General features: G+C 74.3%; 14 protein-coding genes. 11 read left to right on the top strand and 3 right to left on the bottom strand.

Annotation, left to right across the window (positions count from 1 at the left end; all coding sequences use genetic code 11):
• Positions 1-110 precede the first annotated feature (110 nt).
• The 9 genes from pcaH (at position 111) to LPU61_RS22085 (ending at position 7,741) form a co-directional block, all read left to right on the top strand.
• Entirely contained in the window at positions 111-842 is a 732-nt protein-coding gene (gene pcaH / locus LPU61_RS22125; RefSeq protein WP_229405968.1) for a protocatechuate 3,4-dioxygenase subunit beta, read from the top strand.
• Positions 835-1,407 (top strand): protocatechuate 3,4-dioxygenase subunit alpha, encoded by a 573-nt coding sequence (gene pcaG / locus LPU61_RS22120; protein ID WP_229405967.1) that lies wholly within the window; start codon positions 835-837, stop codon positions 1,405-1,407. The genes pcaH and pcaG overlap by 8 nt, the downstream gene beginning before the upstream one ends.
• Positions 1,382-2,749 carry a 3-carboxy-cis,cis-muconate cycloisomerase gene (gene pcaB, locus LPU61_RS22115; RefSeq protein WP_229405966.1) on the top strand — a complete coding sequence of 456 codons (1,368 nt, stop codon included), beginning with the start codon at positions 1,382-1,384 and terminating at the stop codon, positions 2,747-2,749. Before pcaG ends, pcaB begins: the two co-directional genes overlap by 26 nt.
• Positions 2,746-3,528: a 3-oxoadipate enol-lactonase gene (gene pcaD / locus LPU61_RS22110; RefSeq protein ID WP_229405965.1), complete on the top strand. Its 783-nt coding sequence runs from the start codon at positions 2,746-2,748 to the stop codon at positions 3,526-3,528. The genes pcaB and pcaD overlap by 4 nt, the downstream gene beginning before the upstream one ends.
• Positions 3,529-3,583: 55 nt before the next feature.
• The gene (pcaC, locus tag LPU61_RS22105) at positions 3,584-3,934 is read left to right on the top strand and encodes a 4-carboxymuconolactone decarboxylase (RefSeq protein ID WP_043969478.1); all 351 of its coding nucleotides are present in this window, start codon (positions 3,584-3,586) and stop codon (positions 3,932-3,934) included.
• Between the two features lie 121 nt (positions 3,935-4,055).
• Positions 4,056-4,874 (top strand): CoA transferase subunit A, encoded by an 819-nt coding sequence (locus LPU61_RS22100; protein ID WP_043968418.1) that lies wholly within the window; start codon positions 4,056-4,058, stop codon positions 4,872-4,874.
• Between the two features lie 26 nt (positions 4,875-4,900).
• On the top strand, positions 4,901-5,641 hold the full coding sequence (locus LPU61_RS22095) for a CoA-transferase (RefSeq protein ID WP_082106860.1): 741 nt from the start codon (positions 4,901-4,903) through the stop codon (positions 5,639-5,641).
• A complete protein-coding gene (locus LPU61_RS22090) occupies positions 5,638-6,819 on the top strand; it encodes a thiolase family protein (protein WP_229405964.1) in 1,182 nt (393 codons plus the stop codon). Before LPU61_RS22095 ends, LPU61_RS22090 begins: the two co-directional genes overlap by 4 nt.
• Positions 6,820-6,961: 142 nt before the next feature.
• Positions 6,962-7,741 carry an IclR family transcriptional regulator gene (locus LPU61_RS22085; RefSeq protein ID WP_229405963.1) on the top strand — a complete coding sequence of 260 codons (780 nt, stop codon included), beginning with the start codon at positions 6,962-6,964 and terminating at the stop codon, positions 7,739-7,741.
• A 48-nt stretch (positions 7,742-7,789) separates the two neighbouring features.
• Here the strand turns inward: LPU61_RS22085 and aceB are convergent, their stop codons facing one another.
• Entirely contained in the window at positions 7,790-9,400 is a 1,611-nt protein-coding gene (aceB, locus tag LPU61_RS22080; protein ID WP_229405962.1) for a malate synthase A, read from the bottom strand.
• Complete coding sequence (gene aceA, locus LPU61_RS22075) at positions 9,397-10,668, bottom strand: isocitrate lyase (RefSeq protein ID WP_229405961.1); 1,272 nt, start codon at positions 10,666-10,668, stop codon at positions 9,397-9,399. The genes aceB and aceA overlap by 4 nt, the downstream gene beginning before the upstream one ends.
• Positions 10,669-10,896: 228 nt before the next feature.
• On the opposite strand from aceA, the gene LPU61_RS22070 reads away from it, so the two are divergent.
• On the top strand, positions 10,897-12,291 hold the full coding sequence (locus tag LPU61_RS22070; protein ID WP_077939760.1) for a short-chain fatty acyl-CoA regulator family protein: 1,395 nt from the start codon (positions 10,897-10,899) through the stop codon (positions 12,289-12,291).
• Between the two features lie 32 nt (positions 12,292-12,323).
• On the opposite strand, the gene LPU61_RS22065 is transcribed toward LPU61_RS22070, so the two are convergent.
• Positions 12,324-13,886, bottom strand: coding sequence for a glycoside hydrolase family 43 protein (locus LPU61_RS22065; RefSeq protein WP_229405960.1), 1,563 nt, complete (start codon positions 13,884-13,886; stop codon positions 12,324-12,326).
• A gap of 725 nt (positions 13,887-14,611) precedes the next feature.
• Here LPU61_RS22065 and LPU61_RS22060 point away from each other — a divergent pair.
• Positions 14,612-17,455 (top strand): glycoside hydrolase N-terminal domain-containing protein, encoded by a 2,844-nt coding sequence (locus LPU61_RS22060; protein WP_229405959.1) that lies wholly within the window; start codon positions 14,612-14,614, stop codon positions 17,453-17,455.
• Positions 17,456-17,484: the final 29 nt, after the last annotated feature.

The raw sequence follows: 17,484 nt of genomic DNA, 5'->3' as shown, positions 1-17,484 counted from the left end.
GTGGCAGCGTCGTGCGGTACGTCGTCGAGTCTGCTCACGCGGCCCCCACTTTCCAATCAAGGGATCCAAAAGTAGCATGCGTGGATCCAACCCGCGAGGGGAGCCGCCCCATGGACCACCACGTCAGCACGCTGCCGAACTACCGGCGTGACGACGTCGACGCCCACCCACCCCTGCTCAGCCCCGGCTACCGGTCGACGGTGCTCCGCGCGCCGAGCCAACCGCTGGTGTACCTGCCGCAGCGGCTCACGGAGGTCACCGGGCCGCTGCTCGGCGAGGGCCGGCTCGGCCCGCTCGACCACGACCTGACCCGGCAGCACGACGGCGAGCCGCTCGGCCAGCGGATCATCGTGCACGGCCGGGTCCACGACGGCGACGGGCGGCCCGTGCCGCACACCCTGGTGGAGATCTGGCAGGCCAACGCCGCCGGCCGCTACCGGCACGCGGTGGACAACTGGGCGGCGCCGCTGGACCCCCACTTCGACGGCGTGGGCCGGGTCCGCACCGACGAGCGGGGGCGCTACCGGTTCGTCACGGTGCAGCCGGGCGCGTACCCCTGGCGCAACCACGACAACGCGTGGCGGCCCGCGCACATCCACTTCTCGCTGTTCGGCCGGGCGTTCACCCAGCGCCTGGTGACGCAGATGTACTTCCCCGGCGACCCGCTGTTCTTCCAGGACCCGGTGCTCAACTCGATCCCCGACCCGGCGGCGCGCCAGCGGCTGATCGCCCGCTACGACCACGCGACGACCCGCCCCGAGTGGGCCCTGGCGTACGAGTTCGACATCGTGCTGCGGGGTCGGGAGAGCACGCCCTTCGAGAACGAGGACGACGATGAGTGAGCGCCACGGCGTGACCCCGGCCCAGACCGTCGGGCCGTACCTGAGTATCGGCCTGCGCTGGCCCGACGGCCCGCACGTGGTCCCGCCCGGCACCCCGGGCTCCTTCTGGGTGCGCGGCCGGATCACCGACGGCGCGGGAGCGCCGGTCGTGGACGCCCTGGTCGAGAGCTGGCAGGCCGACCCGGACGGCCGGTTCGACCACCCCGACGACCCACGCGGCGCGCGGGCGTCGTCGGTGGCCGACTTCCGGGGGTTCGGGCGCAGCGAGACCGACGACCAGGGGTGGTACGCGCTGCTGACCGTGCGGCCCGGGGCCCTGCCCGCGCCGGACGGCGGGACCGAGGCGCCGCACCTGAACCTGTCGGTGTTCGGGCGCGGGCTGCTGCACCGGGTCGTGACCCGGCTCTACTTCCCCGACGAGCCGGCGGCCAACGCCGCCGACCCCGTCCTGCGCGGTGTCGACGCCGACCGGCGGGGCACGCTCGTCGGCCGGGAATCCGCCGACGGGGTGCGCTTCGACATCCGGCTCCAGGGTGACGATGAGACCGTCTTCTTCGCCGTCTGACGGCCTGTTCTCGGGCCTGTCCGGCGACCCCGGGGTCGACGCGCAGCTCGCCGACCGGGCGCTGCTGCGGGCGCTGCTGGACGCCGAGGCCGCGCTCGCGGCCGCCGGGGCCGACTGCGGGGTGCTGCCCCGGGCGGCGGCCGAGGCGATCGGGGCGTGCTGCCGGGCCGACCTGTTCGACCCGGCGGCCCTCGGCCGGGCCGCCGAGGACGCCGGCAACCCGGTGGTGCCGCTCGTGCGGCAGCTCACCGCGGCCCTGCCCGAGCCGGCCCGCGCCTGGGTGCACCTCGGGGCGACCAGCCAGGACGTCCTCGACACCGCGCTGATGCTGGTCGCGGCGCGGGCGGCCGGGCCGCTGCTGGCCCACCTGGACCGGGCCGCCGACGCCGCGGCCCGGCTGGCCGCCGCCCACCGCGACACGGTCATGCTCGCCCGTACCCTCGGCCAGCAGGCCGCGCCGACCACGTTCGGCCTGAAGGCCGCCGGCTGGTTGGTCGGCCTGGCCGAGGCCCGGACCCGGCTCGACGCGGTCCGCGCGGCGCTGCCGGCGCAGCTCGGCGGCGCGGTCGGCACGCTCGCCGCGCTCGGCCCGGCCGGGCCGGCGGTCGCCGCCCGCTTCGCCGCCCACCTCGGCCTCGCCGCGAGCCCGCTGCCCTGGCACACCCGCCGCCAGCCGCTGCTCGACCTCGCCGCCGCGCTCGGCGGGCTGCTCGCCGCCGCCGGCAAGACCGCGCTGGACGTCGGGCTGCTCGCCCAGGTCGAGGTCGGCGAGGCGGCCGAGGGCGGCGCGGCCACGGATGCCGGGCCGGGCCGGGGTGGCTCGTCGGCGATGCCGCACAAGCGCAACCCGGTCGACTCGGTCCTCGTCGGCGCAGCGGCGCGGCGCGGGCCCGGCCTGGTCGCCACCCTGTACGCCGCCGCCGTGCAAGAGCACGAGCGGGCCGCCGGAGCCTGGCACGCCGAGTGGGAGCCGCTGCTCGACCTGCTGCACCTGGCCGGCGGCGCGGCCGCCCGCACCGCCCGGATGCTGGGCGGGCTGCGGGTCGACGCGCGCCGGATGCGGGCCAACCTCGACGCCACCGGCGGCCTCGTGCTGGCCGAGGCGGTGGCCGCGCGGCTGACGCCCGCCCTGGGCCGGGGCGCGGCGCACGACGTCGTCGCGCGGGCCGCGGCCGGGTACGACTTCCGCGCCGCGCTGCTGGCCGACCCCGAGGTCCGCGCGCACCTGGGTCCGCGCGAGATCGACGAGGCGCTCGACCCGTACGGCTGGCTCGGCTCCGCCGGGCTCCTCGTCGACCGGGCGCTGGCCGACCACCGCGCGCACCGGGCCGGGCCCTCGTGACGTCCCGCCTGCACGCCACCGTCGACGGCCCGCCCGACGCGCCGGTCCTCGTGCTCGGCAGCTCGCTGGGCACCACCGCCGCCATGTGGGAACCGCAACTGGCCGCCCTGACCGCCCACTTCCGGGTGGTCCGGTACGACCACCTCGGCCACGGCCGCTCGGCGGTACCGCCGGGCCCGTACACCATCGAACTGCTCGGCCGGGAGGTGCTGCGCCTGCTCGACGACCTCGACGCCCGGCGCGTGCACTACGCCGGGCTCTCCCTCGGCGGGATGGTCGGCATGTGGCTGGCCGCCCACGCGCCCGAGCGGGTCGGCCGGCTCGCGCTGCTGTGCACGTCGGCGGCCCTGGGCCCGGCGCGGATGTGGCACGACCGGGCGGCGGCCGTGCGCGCCGGCGGCCTGCCGGCCGTGGCCGACGCCGTGGTGGCCCGCTGGTTCACGCCCGGCTTCGCCGCCGCCCGGCCGGAGGCGGTCGCCGCCTGGCGGGCCATGCTGACCTCGACGCCGGCCGACGGGTACGCCGCGTGCTGCGCGGCGATCTCCACGATGGACCTGCGCGACGACCTGACCGGCATCCGGGCGCCCACCCTGGTCGTCGCCGGGACCGACGACCAGGCCACCCCCGTGCCGCACGCCCGGCTGATCGCCGAACGGATCCCCGGGGCCCGGCTGGCGATCGTCGCCGACGCCGCGCACCTGGCCAACGTGCAGCAGCCCGGGCAGGTCGGCCGTCTGCTGCGCGACCACCTCGCCGAGGAGACACACCGTGACGCCTGAACCGGCACCCGAGCCATCCGGTCCCCCGCCCGAGCGCGACCGGCACGCCGCCGGCATGGCGGTCCGCCGGCAGGTCCTCGGCGACGCCCACGTCGACCGGGCCGTCGCCGCCACCGATGCGTTCACCGCCGACTTCCAGGACCTGATCACCCGCTACGCGTGGGGCGAGATCTGGTCGCGCCCCGGGCTGGACCGGCGCACCCGCAGCGTGATCACCCTCGCGGTCCTCGCCACCCTGCACCACGACGAGGAGCTGGCCATGCACGTCCGGGCCGCCCTGCGCAACGGCCTCACCCCGCAGGAGATCAGCGAGGTCCTGCTCCAGGTCGGCGTCTACGCCGGGGTGCCGGCGGCGAACCGGGCGTTCGCCGTGGCCCGGCGGGCGTTGCGGCAGGAGGACGAGTGACCGACGCGGCACGACGTCCCCGTTGACGGCCTCCACCGCCGGGCACTACGTTCGACATGAGTACACCCGTCCGCATAGCGAACACGTTTGCGGACGACGACAGCACAGGAGGCGGAGGGCGATGGCGAAGATCGTCTCGCTGGCCGACGGAATCGCCGAGCTGGTGCACGACGGGGACGTGGTGGCCCTGGAGGGGTTCACCCACCTCATCCCGTTCGCCGCCGGTCACGAGATCATCCGGCAGGGGCGGCGCGGCCTGACCCTGGTGCGGATGACCCCGGACGTCATCTACGACCAGCTCATCGGGGCCGGCTGCGCCAGCCGCCTCGTCTTCTCCTGGGGCGGCAACCCCGGCGTGGGCTCGCTGCACCGCTTCCGCGACGCCGTGCAGCACTCCTGGCCGGTGCCCCTGGAGCTGGAGGAACACAGCCACGCGGGGATGGCCAACCGCTACGTCGCGGGCGCCTCCGGCCTGCCGTTCGCCGTGCTGCGCGGCTACACCGGCACCGACCTGCCCCGCCACACCGCCACCATCCGCAGCGTCGACTGCCCGTTCACCGGCGAGACGCTGACCGCGCTGCCCGCGCTGCGTCCCGACGTGACCGTGGTGCACGCCCAGCGCGCCGACCGGGCCGGCAACGTGCAGATGTGGGGCATCACCGGCGTGCAGAAGGAGGCCGTGCTGGCCGCCCGCCGGTCCCTGGTCACCGTCGAGGAGCTCGTCGACGAGCTGACGCCGGTGCCGGGGCAGGTCGTCCTGCCCGGGTGGGCGATCACGGCGGTGGCCCGGGTGCCCGGCGGCGCGCACCCGTCGTACACGCAGGGCTATTCGGTGCGCGACAACGACTTCTACCGCGACTGGGACGCGATCAGCCGGGACCGCGACACCTTCCGGGCCTGGATCGCCCGGCACGTGCTGACGACGGAGGTGCCGGCGTGAGCGCGGCGGACTGGTCGGCCGACGAGATGATGACGGTCGCCGCCGCCCGGCAGCTGCGCGACGGCACCGTCTGCTTCGTCGGGATCGGCCTGCCCAGCACCGCGGCGAACCTGGCCCGCGTCACCCACGCCCCCGGCCTCGTGCTGGTCTACGAGTCGGGCTGCCTCGGCGCGAAGCCCGACCGGCTGCCGCTGTCCATCGGCGACGGCATCCTCGCCGACACCGCCGACGCGGTCGTCTCCGTGCCGGAGGTGTTCAACTACTGGCTCCAGCCCGGCCGCATCGACGTCGGCTTCCTCGGGGCGGCCCAGCTCGACCGCCACGGCAACATCAACACCACCGTCATCGGCGGCTCCTACGCCGACCCGGCGGTCCGCCTCCCCGGTGCCGGCGGCGCCCCGGAGATCGCCGCGTCCTGCGGCGAGGTGGTCGTCATCGTCCGGCAGAGCCGACGCACGTTCACCGAACGCGTCGACTTCGTCACCTCCGTCGGCTACGGCGCGGGGCCGGGCGACCGGGCCCGGCTCGGGCTGCGCGGCGGCGGCCCCCGGACGGTGATCACCGACCTCGGCGTCCTCGAAGCCGACCCGGCCACCGGCGAGCTGACCCTCACCCGGCTGCACCCCGGCGTCACCGTCGAGCAGGCCCGGGCGGCCACCGGCTGGCCGCTCGCCGTCGCCGACGGGCTGACCACCAACGAGCCCCCCACCCCCGACGAGCTCGCCGCGCTGCGGGCCCTGCAGGCCACGCTGAAGGCGACGCCATGACCCGCGACGTGTACGTGCTCGACGCCGTCCGCACCCCCATCGGCCGCCACGGCGGCGGCCTGGCCGGCGTACGCCCCGACGACCTCGCCGCGCACGTGGTGCGGGAGGTCGTCGCCCGCAGCACCGGGCTCGACCCGGCGCGCATCGACGACGTGCTCCTCGGCGACGCCAACGGCGCCGGTGAGGACAACCGGGACGTGGCCCGGATGGCCGTCCTGCTGGCCGGCCTGCCGCCGTCGGTGCCCGGCGCGACCGTCAACCGCCTCTGCGGCTCCGGCCTGGAGGCCGTCATCGGCGCGTCCCGGGCCGTCGCCCTCGGCGACGCGTCGATCTGCCTCGCCGGCGGGGTGGAGTCGATGAGCCGCGCGCCGTGGGTGCTGCCCAAGCCCGAGGGGGCCTACCCCCGGGGGCACGAGACGCTGCACTCCACCACGCTGGGCTGGCGGATGGTCAACCCGGCGATGCCGCCGCAGTGGACGGTGGCGCTGGGCGAGGGCGCGGAGATCCTCGCCGAGCGCCACGGGATCACCCGCGAGCGGCAGGACGAGTTCGCGCTGGGCAGCCACCAGCGGGCCGACCGGGCCTGGCGCGCCGGCGCGTACGCCGACGAGGTCGTCCCGGTGCCCGGCACCGACGTCGACCGGGACGAGAGCATCCGGCCGACGACCACCGCCGAGGCGCTGGCCCGGCTCAAGCCGGTCTTCCGGCCCGCCGGCACGGTCACCGCCGGCAACTCGTCGCCGCTGAACGACGGGGCGAGCGTCCTGCTGATCGCCGACGAGGCCGGCGCCCGGGAGATCGGGCGCGCGCCGCTGGCCCGGATCGTCTCCCGGGCCGTCACCGGGATCGAGCCCCACCTGTTCGGCATCGGCCCGGTGGCCGCCGCCGAGGAGGCACTGCGCCGCGCCGGCCTCGGCTGGGCCGACCTCGACGTGGTCGAGCTCAACGAGGCGTTCGCCGCGCAGTCCCTGGCCTGCCTGGCCCACTGGCCCGACCTCGACCCGGCGATCGTCAACCCGCAGGGCGGCGCCATCGCCCTCGGCCATCCGCTCGGGTCCTCCGGGTCGCGCATCCTCGGGTCGCTGGCCTGGCAGCTGCACCGCCGCGGCGGGGGCCGGGGGCTCGCCGCCATCTGCATCGGGGTGGGCCAGGGCTTGGCCGTCGTCCTGGAGGCGTGACGGGACGACCGGTCCGGGGCGCCGACGCCGCGCGACCCACGGGGCACCGGTGCCTGCCGCCGCGGGCGGCGCGGCTACGCTGGCCACCGACGGTGACCGGGTGCGCCAGGCCGCCCCGGGCGACCCTGCGGCAGGAGACCGAGTGACCGAGGCGCGATCCGGGGAGTTCGTCCAGTCGCTGGAGCGCGGCCTGGCCGTGATCCGCGCGTTCGACGCCGAGCACCCCCGGCTCACCCTCAGCGAGGTGGCGCGGGCCACCGGGCTGACCCGGGCCGCCGCCCGGCGCTTCCTGCTCACCCTGGTCGAGCTGGGCTACGTGCACACCGACGGGCGGCTGTTCTCGCTGCGCCCGCGCGTGCTCGACCTCGGCTACGCCTACCTGTCGGGCCTGGGCCTGCCGGAGGTCGCCCGGCCGCACCTGGAGGCGCTGGCCGCGCAGGTGCGCGAGTCCTGCTCGGTGTCGGTCCTCGACGGCGACGAGGTGGTCTACGTCGCCCGCGTCGCCACCAGACGCATCATGACCGTGGGGATCAGCGTCGGCAGCCGCTTCCCCGCGTACGCGACGTCGATGGGTCGGGTGCTGCTCGCCGCGCAGCCCGCCGACTGGCTGGACGACTACCTCGCCACGGCGCGGCTGCGGCCGTTGACCCGGCACACCGTCACCGACCCGGCCCGGCTGCGCGCCGCCCTGACCACGATCGCCGCGCAGGGCTACGCGATCGTGGACCAGGAGCTGGAGGAGGGGCTGCGCTCGCTGGCCGCGCCGATCCACGGGGAGGACGGGTCGGTGGTCGCCGCGATCAACGTCTCCGCGCACGCCAGCCGCGGCTCGTCCGAGACGATCCGCACGGAGCTGCTGCCGCCCCTGCTGGCCACCGCGAAGCGCGTCGAGGAGGACCTGGCGGCCGGTCCGGGCCGGTGAACCGGCACCGGACCGGCCCGCCACCGCGCCGGCGGCGGATGCTCCGCCTCAGCGCGCCGGCACGGCGACCCGCTGCCTCGGGCCGAGGTGCCGGGCGTACGCGCCGGTGGTGAAGAACGCCGGCAGGTCCTCGCCGAACGCCGTGTCCTCGACGATGCGCGCGGCCCGCTCGGCGCGCTCCCGGTCGGCCGCCCCGCGACCCGTCACCAGCTCGGCCAGCTCCTGCGCGAGGATCGACCGGACCAGCTCGTCGGTGACGCAGCCGCCGTCGGCAAGCGGGGTGCCGTGGTGCAGCCACTGCCACACCTGGCAGCGGGCGATCTCGGCGGTCGCCGCGTCCTCCATCAGGTTCCACAGGGCGACCGCTCCGGCGCCGCCGAGCCACGCGTCGATGTAGCGCAGCGCGACCGCGATGTTGGCGCGCACCCCGGCGGCGGTGACCTGGCCGGGGGTCTTGTCGACGGCGAGCAGGTCGGCGGCGGCGACGCTGACGTCGTCCCGGAGCCGGTCGAGCTGGTGCGGGCGCTCGCCCAGCACCGCGTCGAACTCCTCCCGGCAGGTGGCGACCAGGCCCGGGTGGGCGACCCACGAGCCGTCGAAGCCGTCGCCGGCCTCGCGCCGCTTGTCCGCCCGCACCCGGTGCAGGGCCACCTCGTTGACCTGCGGGTCCCGGCTGGGGACGAACGCGGCCATCCCGCCGATCGCGTGCGCGCCCCGCCGGTGGCAGGTCGCCACCAGCAGCTCGGTGTACGCCCGCATGAACGGCACCGTCATGGTGACCTCGGCCCGGTCGGGCAGGACGAAGTCCGACCACTGCCCGAAGTTCCTGATCACGCTGAAGATGTAGTCCCACCGGCCGGCGTTCAGGCCCGCCGAGTGCTCGCGCAGCTCGTAGAGGATCTCCTCCATCTCGAAGGCGGCGGTGATCGTCTCGATGAGGGTGGTGGCCCGGATGGTGCCGCGCGGCAGGCCCAGGCGCTGCTGGGCGAAGACGAAGACGTCGTTCCACAGCCGCGCCTCGTGGTGGCTCTCCAGCTTCGGCAGGTAGAAGTAGGGTCCGGCGCCCGCGTCGAGCTGCCGCCGCGCGCAGTGGAACAGGTAGAGCCCGAAGTCGACCAGGCTGGCCGAGATGGGCCGCCCGTCCACCGCGATGCCCTTCTCCACGAGGTGCCAGCCGCGCGGCCGCACGACGATCGTGGCCAGTTCGTCGCCGAGGGCGTAGCGCTTGCCGCGCGCGTCGGTGAAGTCGATGCGCCGGTCCAGGGCGTCGATGAGGTTGAGCTGCCCGGAGACCACGTTGTGCCAGGTCGGCGAGGTGGCGTCCTCGAAGTCGGCGAGCCACACCCGCGCCCCGGAGTTGAGCGCGTTGACGGTCATCTTGCGGTCGGGCGGGCCGGTGATCTCGACCCGCCGGTCGAGCAGGCCGGGCGCGGGCGGGGCCACCCGCCAGGTCGGGTCGGCGCGGATCGCGGCGGTCTCGGGGAGGAAGTCGGGGAGCTGACCGGTGGCGTACCGGTCCCGGCGGGCCCGCCGGGTGTCCAGCAGGGCCACCCGGCGGGCGGCGAACTCGCTGTCCAGCTCGACCAGGAACTCCAGCGCCGCCGGGGTGAGGACCTCGTCGAACCGGTCGGCCATCGGGCCGATGATCTCGTACCTCATGCGAACTGCTCCTCCTCGGTGGAACCGCGCAGGGCGGTGGTCTCGGCGGCCGGGTTGAGCACGGTGCTGATCAGGTCGAAGTAGCCGGTGCCGACCTCGCGCTGGTGCTTGACGGCGGTGTAGCCGGCCGGCTCGGCGGCGAACTCCCGCTCCTGCAGCGAGACGTAGGCGGACATGCCGTCGGCGGCGTAGCCGCGGGCCAGGTCGAACATCGAGTAGTTGAGGGCGTGGAAGCCGGCCAGGGTGATGAACTGGAACCTGTAGCCCATGTGGCCGAGTTCCCGCTGGAACTTGGCGATGGTGGCGTCGTCGAGGTGCTTGCGCCAGTTGAACGACGGCGAGCAGTTGTAGGCGAGGAGCTGGTCCGGGTGCTCCGCCTTGATCGCCTCGGCGAAGCGCCGGGCGATCTCCAGGTCGGGGGTGGAGGTCTCCATCCAGAGCAGGTCGGCGTGCGGGGCGTAGGCCAGGCCCCGGGCGATGCACGGCTCGACGCCGTTGCGCACCCGGTAGAAGCCCTCGGCGGTGCGCTCGCCGGTGACGAAGGGCCGGTCCCGCTCGTCGACGTCGGTGGTCAGCAGCGTGGCGGCCTGGGCGTCGGTGCGGGCGATGATGACCGACGGCACCCCGGCGACGTCGGCGGCGAGCCGTGCCGCCTCCAGGGTGCGGATGTGCGCCCCGGTCGGCACGAGCACCTTGCCGCCGAGGTGGCCGCACTTCTTCTCGGCGGCGAGCTGGTCCTCCCAGTGCACGCCCGCCGCGCCGGCCGCGATCATGGCGGTCATCAGCTCGTACGCGTTGAGCGGCCCGCCGAAGCCGGCCTCGGCGTCGGCGACGATCGGGGCCAGCCAGTCGGTCCCGTTCTCGTCGCCCTCGGCGGTGGTGATCTGGGCGGCGCGCAGCAGGGCGTTGTTGATCCGGCGCACCACGGCGGGCACCGAGTTGGCGGGGTAGAGGCTCTGGTCGGGGTAGGTGTGCCCGGCGAGGTTGGCGTCGGCGGCCACCTGCCAGCCGGAAAGGTAGATCGCCTTGAGCCCGGCGCGGACCATCTGCACGGCCTGGTTGCCGGTGAGCGCGCCCAGGGCGTGGACGTAGTCCTCGCTGTGCAGCAGCCGCCACAGCCGCTGCGCCCCGTGCCGGGCCAGGGTGTGCTCCTCCTGGATCGCCCCGCGCAGGCGCACCACGTCCTCGGCGCGGTAGCCGCGGCGCACCCCCTGCCAGCGGGGGTCGGTCTCCCATTCGGTCCGCAACTTCTCCACGGCGTTCTGCATGATGTCGTCTCCTCGGCTGTCGTGACGCCGGCGCTCCGTCGTGCCGCCCAGCGGCGTGACCGCGGTGCCCGTCCCGGCGTGTCGCCAACGGTCACACGGCGTCGGCGGTGCGGTCGAGGGACGGAAGAAGCCAAGTTCTGAGAAGTTCGCGCCCCGTCTTGCGAAGTTGCGAAGGGTTATATTTGCAGCCTGCCAATGGCGCTGGGCTGCCGAAAGACCGACGAGGAGGTGAGGGCGATCAGCAAGACCTTCGCGGGCGCCCGGCTGCGCCGGATGCGCGAGGACCGCGCGCTGAGCCAGTCGCACCTGGCCCGCCTGCTCAACATCTCCCCCAGCTATCTCAACCAGATCGAGCACGACGCGCGCCCGCTGACCGTGCCGGTGCTGATGCGGATCACCGAGGTCTTCGGCGTCGACCCGACGGTGTTCGCCCCGCGCGACACCCCGCGGCTGGTCGCCGGGCTGCGCGAGGCGCTCCCGGGGCGGCCGAGCGTCGCCGACCTCACCGAGCTGGCCACCCGGCTGCCCGAGGTCGCCGAGGCCGTCCTCGACCTGCACCGGCGCTACCGGCAGGCCGACGAGCAGCTCGCCGAGCTGCTCGGCGACCGGGAGACGATCGGGCGCAGCCCGCACGACCGGGTGACCGAGTTCTTCTACCGGCGGCAGAACTACGTGCCGGACCTCGACGAGGCGGCGGAGCGGCTGGCGGCGACCATCGGGCTGCGCCGCGGCGAGGTGCGCTCCGCGTTGCAGGACCGGCTCGCCGAGCGGCACGGCGTGCAGGTGCGCCGCGACGACGCCACGCTGCTCGGCGACGAGCTGCACCGCTACCGGCCGCAGACGCGCACCCTGCACCTGTCGACGTCGCTGCGGGCCGGGCAGGAGGCGATGCGGATGGCGGCGCAGATCGCGCTGCTGGAGTTCGCCGACGTGATCGACGAGATCGTGGAGGAGGAACGCTTCGACGACGTGCAGACCCAGATCCTCACCCGGGTCGGCCTGGCGAACTACTTCGCCGCCGCGCTGATCCTGCCCTACGAGCGCTTCCTGGCGGCGGCGGAGCAGCGCCGCTACGACATCGACCTGCTCACGCAGCACTTCGCGATGGGCTGGGAGACGGTCTGCCACCGGCTCAGCACCCTGCAGCGGCCCCGCGCGCGGGGCGTGCCGTTCTCGTTCGTCCGGGTCGACCGGGCCGGCAACCTGTCCAAGCGGCAGTCCGCCACCGGCTTCCCGTTCTCGCTGACCGGCGGCACCTGCCCACTGTGGAACGTCTACGAGGCGTTCAGCTCGCCCGGCCGGGTCGTCGTGCAGGTCGCCGCGATGCCCGACGGGCAGCGCTACCTGTGGATCGCCCGCACCATCACCCGGCACCACGGCGGCTACAACCAGCCGGGGAAGGTCTACGCGATCGGGCTGGGCTGCGAGACCCGGCACGCCGAGCGGCTGGTCTACTCCGCCGGGATCGACCTGTACGCGGCCGACGCCACCACCTCGATCGGCCCCGGCTGCAAGACCTGCGAGCGGATGACCTGCCCGCAGCGCGCCGCCGCGCCGATCACGGGCCGGCTCGACCTCGACGAGAACCGCAGCACCTTCATCCCGTACCCGCTGAAGGGCTGACCCCGCCCGCCGGGCCGGTCCGGCGTACGCCGTCAGCCCGCCGGACGGTAGTCGAACCAGTCGAACGCCGCGCTGCCCTCGGTGACGTACATGCCGATGACCCGGCCGGTGAAGCCGGCGGCGACCTCGGTGGACAGGTAGCGCCCGTCGAGCTCGGCCAGCACCCGGGGGCCGTCGGAGGTCTCCACCTCGAAGGCCACCATGTCGCAGGCGGCGGCGCGTACACCGAAGGGCGCGGCACCGGGCGACAGGTCGGCGGCGCAGGTCACGGTCGGCGGACGGAGGTCGTGGGTCCGGGTGGCGATCGTCAGGACGAGCGGCCCCGGGGGCACGGCGAGCTCGGCGAAGACCTGCCGGAACGGGCCGACCCGGCCGACGACCCGCACGCGGCCGGCGGACACCTCCAGGTCGTAGTGGTGCGCCTCGTCGATGCGGATGGTCAGCCCGGCGGTGCCGCCGCCCGGGTCCAGGCGCGCGCTGGCGCGGCAGTCGTGGTGCCGCTGCCGGGTGGCCACGATGGTCGCGCCGGCGCGGTCCAGCGTCGTCCCCGTGGCGTTCAGGGTGAGCCAGCCGGGCCGCGCGGTCAGCGACCAGGCGGCATCGGGCCGGGAGCGCGGCGAGACCCAGCCGGGGGCGAGGACGGCCGCGTCGAAGTCGTCGTGGTACGCGCCCGCCTCGGCCGGGGCGGCGAGCGCCGGGGCGCTGCCGGCCGGGGCGGCCGTGACCTCCTCGACGGGGTCGACGACGGGCCACCCGTCGACCCAGCGCACGGGCACCAGGAAGGTCTCGCGGCCCAGGACGTGGTAGGGCGGCCACTGGCCCTTGGCCCGGATGCCGAGCAGGACCATCCACCAGCTGCCGTCGAGGCTCTGGACCAGGTCGGCGTGCCCGGTGGCCTGCACCGGCAGATTGCTGCCCCGGTGGGTGAGGATCGGGTTGGTCGGTGCGGGTGCGAAGGGGCCCCGGGGGCTGCGCGACCGGGCGACCGAGACGGCGTGGCCGGTGTGCGTGCCGCCCTCGGAGAGCAGCAGGTACCACCAGCCGTCGATGCGGTAGAGGTGCGGGGCCTCGGGGTACTGGCCGCCGGTGCCCGACCAGAGGGGGATCGGGCCCTCCAGCACCCGGCCGGTGTCCGGGTCGATCCGGTAGGACTTCACCCCGGAGGTGGTCAGCCAGCAGTTCCCCTCGTCGTCCCAGGCCAGCGACGGGTCGACGTGCGGCAGGTCGAGGTAGACCGGGTCGGACCACGGCCCGGCGGGGTCCTGCGCGGTGACGATCAGGTGCCGGCCCAGGCTGACGTTGGTGGTGACCACCCAGAACCGGCCGTCGTGGTGGCGGATGGTCGGGGCGTAGACGCCCTGGGAGGCCGGGGTGTCCGCGGGGAGTTCGAGCTGGCTCGGGCGGTCGAGGACGTTGCCGACCTGCCGCCAGTTGACCAGGTCGCGGCTGTGCAGCAGCGGCACGCCCGGGAAGTATTCGAAGCTGGAGCAGACCAGGTAGTAGTCGTCGCCGACGCGGCAGATGCTCGGGTCGGGGTAGAAGCCGGCGACGACCGGGTTGCGGTAGTGCGGGTCGGCGGACGGGCCTCCGGGCACGAGCACCACCTTCGAAAGTGTTCTCGATAACATTTCGGAAACTGGATGCTACGAGAAAGCCCCAGTGGACTCAAGCGCCCCCAGGGCGCCACCTGGCCGAAGTGGAGCCGCCTGCCAGCGCGGCGACACCGACCACACCCAGGGCATCCGCCACCCGCGACGCCGGGGGAAGAACTTCACGAAACCTAAACGTCATATCTTGACGGCGGGCACATGCATCCACGAGAGTCCATATGGGCAAGCTGGCGCGCCGTCGGGAGCTCGGACGCCGGCAGACATCCGCGCACGGCGGCGTCAGGACGCCGGACGTGGCCGTTGTTAACGTTAACGGCTTCGTTCCACCCGCTGTCCTGATCGCCGCACCGGCACGGGTGACCGGTCGGCGGATCGACGGGCTTCACCGGGTCAGCGCGAGTTCGAAACGCCAGCGACCGGGCAGGTACGCCACCCTCCACACACGCCCCGACCGTGGGCAGGTCAGCCTGCCGGGAACCGCTCCCGGCCGGATCGGCCACGTCCGGGCTATCAACAACGGCTCGCCGTCGACACCACCGCCCGCCCCGGCACGAAGGAGACGTCTGATGTCCACACCTGGATCCCGGCCGACATCCGTCGCGGCCGCGGTGCTGCTGACTCTCGGCATAGGCGCTGCGATGGTCGGCGGCACGCCCACGACGACGTCCCTGACCTGCGTCAGCCTCTGACCGGCACGACTTGGAGAGATCATGTCTGAAGTGACCCGAAGGAACGTGCTCAAGGCCGGGGCGGCGGGGGCCGGGGCCGCGCTGGTGCCGGCCGCCTGGAGCGCCGTCGCCCGCGCCGACTCGGCGGTGCCGCCGCAGGCGCTGGCCGCCGGTGACATGGCGCTGTGGTACGACGAGGGGGCCGGCACCGACTGGCTGCGCGCGTTGCCCATCGGCAACGGACGCCTCGGCGCCATGGTCTTCGGCAACGTCGACACCGAGCGGCTGCAACTCAACGAGGACACCGTCTGGGCCGGCGGCCCGTACGACTCCGCCAACACCCGGGGCGCGGCCAACCTGGCCGAGATCCGCCGCCGCGTCTTCGCCGACCAGTGGTCCTCGGCGCAGGACCTGATCAACCAGACGATGATGGGTACGCCGGGCGGCCAGCTCGCCTACCAGACCGTGGGCAACCTCCGGCTCGCCTTCGGCTCGGCCAGCGGCGCGTCGCAGTACACCCGCACCCTCGACCTCACCACCGCCACGGTCACCACCACGTACGTGCTGGGCGGCGTCCGCTACCAGCGTGAGGTGTTCGCCAGCGCCCCCGACCAGGTGATCGTGCTGCGGCTGACCGCCGATCGGGCGAACTCGATCACGTTCACCGCCACCTTCGACAGTCCGCAACGGACGACCATGTCGAGCCCGGACGCCAACACGATCGCCGTCGACGGCATCTCCGGCAACATGGAGGGCATCAACGGGTCGGTGCGGTTCCTCGGCCTGGCCCACGCGATCGCGACGGGCGGCACGGTCAGCAGCTCCGGCGGCTCCCTGCGGGTCTCCGGGGCCACGAGCGTGACCGTGCTGATCTCGATCGGGTCCAGCTACGTCAACTACCGCACCGTCAACGGCGACTACCAGGGCATCGCACGCACCCGGCTCAACGCGGCCAAGGGCGTGGCCATCGACCAGCTGCGCAGCCGCCACGTCGCCGACTACCAGGCGCTGTTCAACCGGGTGACGATCGACCTGGGGCGCACGGCCGCCGCCGACCAGCCCACCGACGTGCGGATCGCCCAGCACGCGAGCACCAACGACCCGCAGTTCGCCGCGTTGCTGTTCCAGTTCGGGCGCTACCTGCTGATCTCCTCCTCGCGGCCGGGCACCCAGCCGGCGAACCTGCAGGGCATCTGGAACGACTCCCTGGCGCCGTCCTGGGACTCGAAGTACACCATCAACGCCAACCTGCCGATGAACTACTGGCCGGCCGACACGACGAACCTGTCCGAGTGCTTCCTGCCGGTCTTCGACATGATCAAGGACCTGACGGTGACCGGCGCGCGCGTCGCCCAGGCCCAGTACGGCGCCGGCGGCTGGGTCACCCACCACAACACGGACGCGTGGCGGGGCGCGTCGGTCGTCGACGGGGCGCTGTGGGGCATGTGGCAGACCGGCGGGGCGTGGCTGGCCACGCTCATCTGGGAGCACTACCTGTTCACCGGCGACCTCGGGTTCCTCCAGACCAACTACCCGGCCCTGAAGGGCGCCGCGCAGTTCTTCCTCGACACCCTGGTCGCCCACCCGACGCTCGGCTACCTGGTGACGAACCCGTCGAACTCGCCGGAGCTGCCGCACCACTCGAACGTCAGCGTCTGCGCCGGCCCCACGATGGACAACCAGATCCTGCGCGACCTGTTCGACGCCGCGGCCAAGGCCAGCGAGGCGCTCGGCGTCGACACCACCTTCCGGTCGCAGGTGCGCACCGCCAAGGACCGGCTGCCCCCGAGCCGCGTCGGCTCGCGCGGCAACGTCCAGGAGTGGCTGGCCGACTGGGTGGAGACCGAGCGGACCCACCGGCACGTCTCCCACCTGTACGGCCTGCACCCCAGCAACCAGATCACCAAGCGCGGCACCCCGGCCCTGCACGAGGCCGCGCGCAAGACGCTGGAGCTGCGCGGCGACGACGGTACCGGCTGGTCCCTCGCCTGGAAGATCAATTTCTGGGCCCGGCTGGAGGACGCCGCCCGCGCCCACAAGCTGTTCAAGGACCTGGTGCGCACCGACCGGCTCGCGCCGAACATGTTCGACCTGCACCCGCCGTTCCAGATCGACGGCAACTTCGGGGCCACCTCCGGCATCGCCGAGATGCTGCTGCAGAGCCACGCCGGGGAGCTGCACGTGCTGCCCGCGCTGCCGACGGCGTGGCCCACCGGGCAGGTGGCGGGCCTGCGCGGCCGGGGCGGCTACACCGTCGGCGTGGCCTGGACCAACAGCCAGATCGACGAGATCGCCATCCGCGCCGACCGCGACGGCACGCTGAAGCTGCGCGCCCGGCTGCTCACCGGCAGCTTCACCCTCGTCGACGTCACCGACGGCAGCACGCCGGCCGTCACCCGCCCGGAGACGGACGTCGTCGCGCTCACCGTCCGCGCCGGCCACACCTACCGGGCGGCGCGGCCCGGGGTCACGCCGTCACCGACCCTGACCCCCACCCCGACGACCACGCCCACCCCCACCACCACGCCCACCGGGTCACCGACGCCGACGCCGACCCCGCCGCCGACCAGCTCGCCGCCGTCGTCCGGCGCGCGGGCGACGTACGCGGTGACGGGGTCCTGGTCGGGCGGCTTCCAGGGCGAGGTCACCGTCACCGCCGGCGCGACCGCGATCCGCGGCTGGACGGTCTCCTGGACGTTCCCCAACGGCCAGGTGATCAGCCAGATCTGGGGCGGCTCGCACACCCAGAGCGGGTCGAACGTGTCGGTGCGCAACGTCGACTACAACGGGGCGCTGGCCGCCGGCGCCTCCACCACGTTCGGCTTCATCGCCACGACGACCGGAACCAACAACCCGCCGACGAACCTCACCTGCACCACCACCTGACCGGCGCGGGGCGCGTCGTCGCGCCGGGC

Source organism: Micromonospora sp. NBRC 110038, assembly GCF_020884815.1.
GTDB classification, from domain to species: Bacteria; Actinomycetota; Actinomycetes; order Mycobacteriales; family Micromonosporaceae; genus Micromonospora; species Micromonospora haikouensis.
Note: the sequence above shows the minus strand (reverse complement) of the source record. Positions and strands in the feature narration are given on the sequence as shown.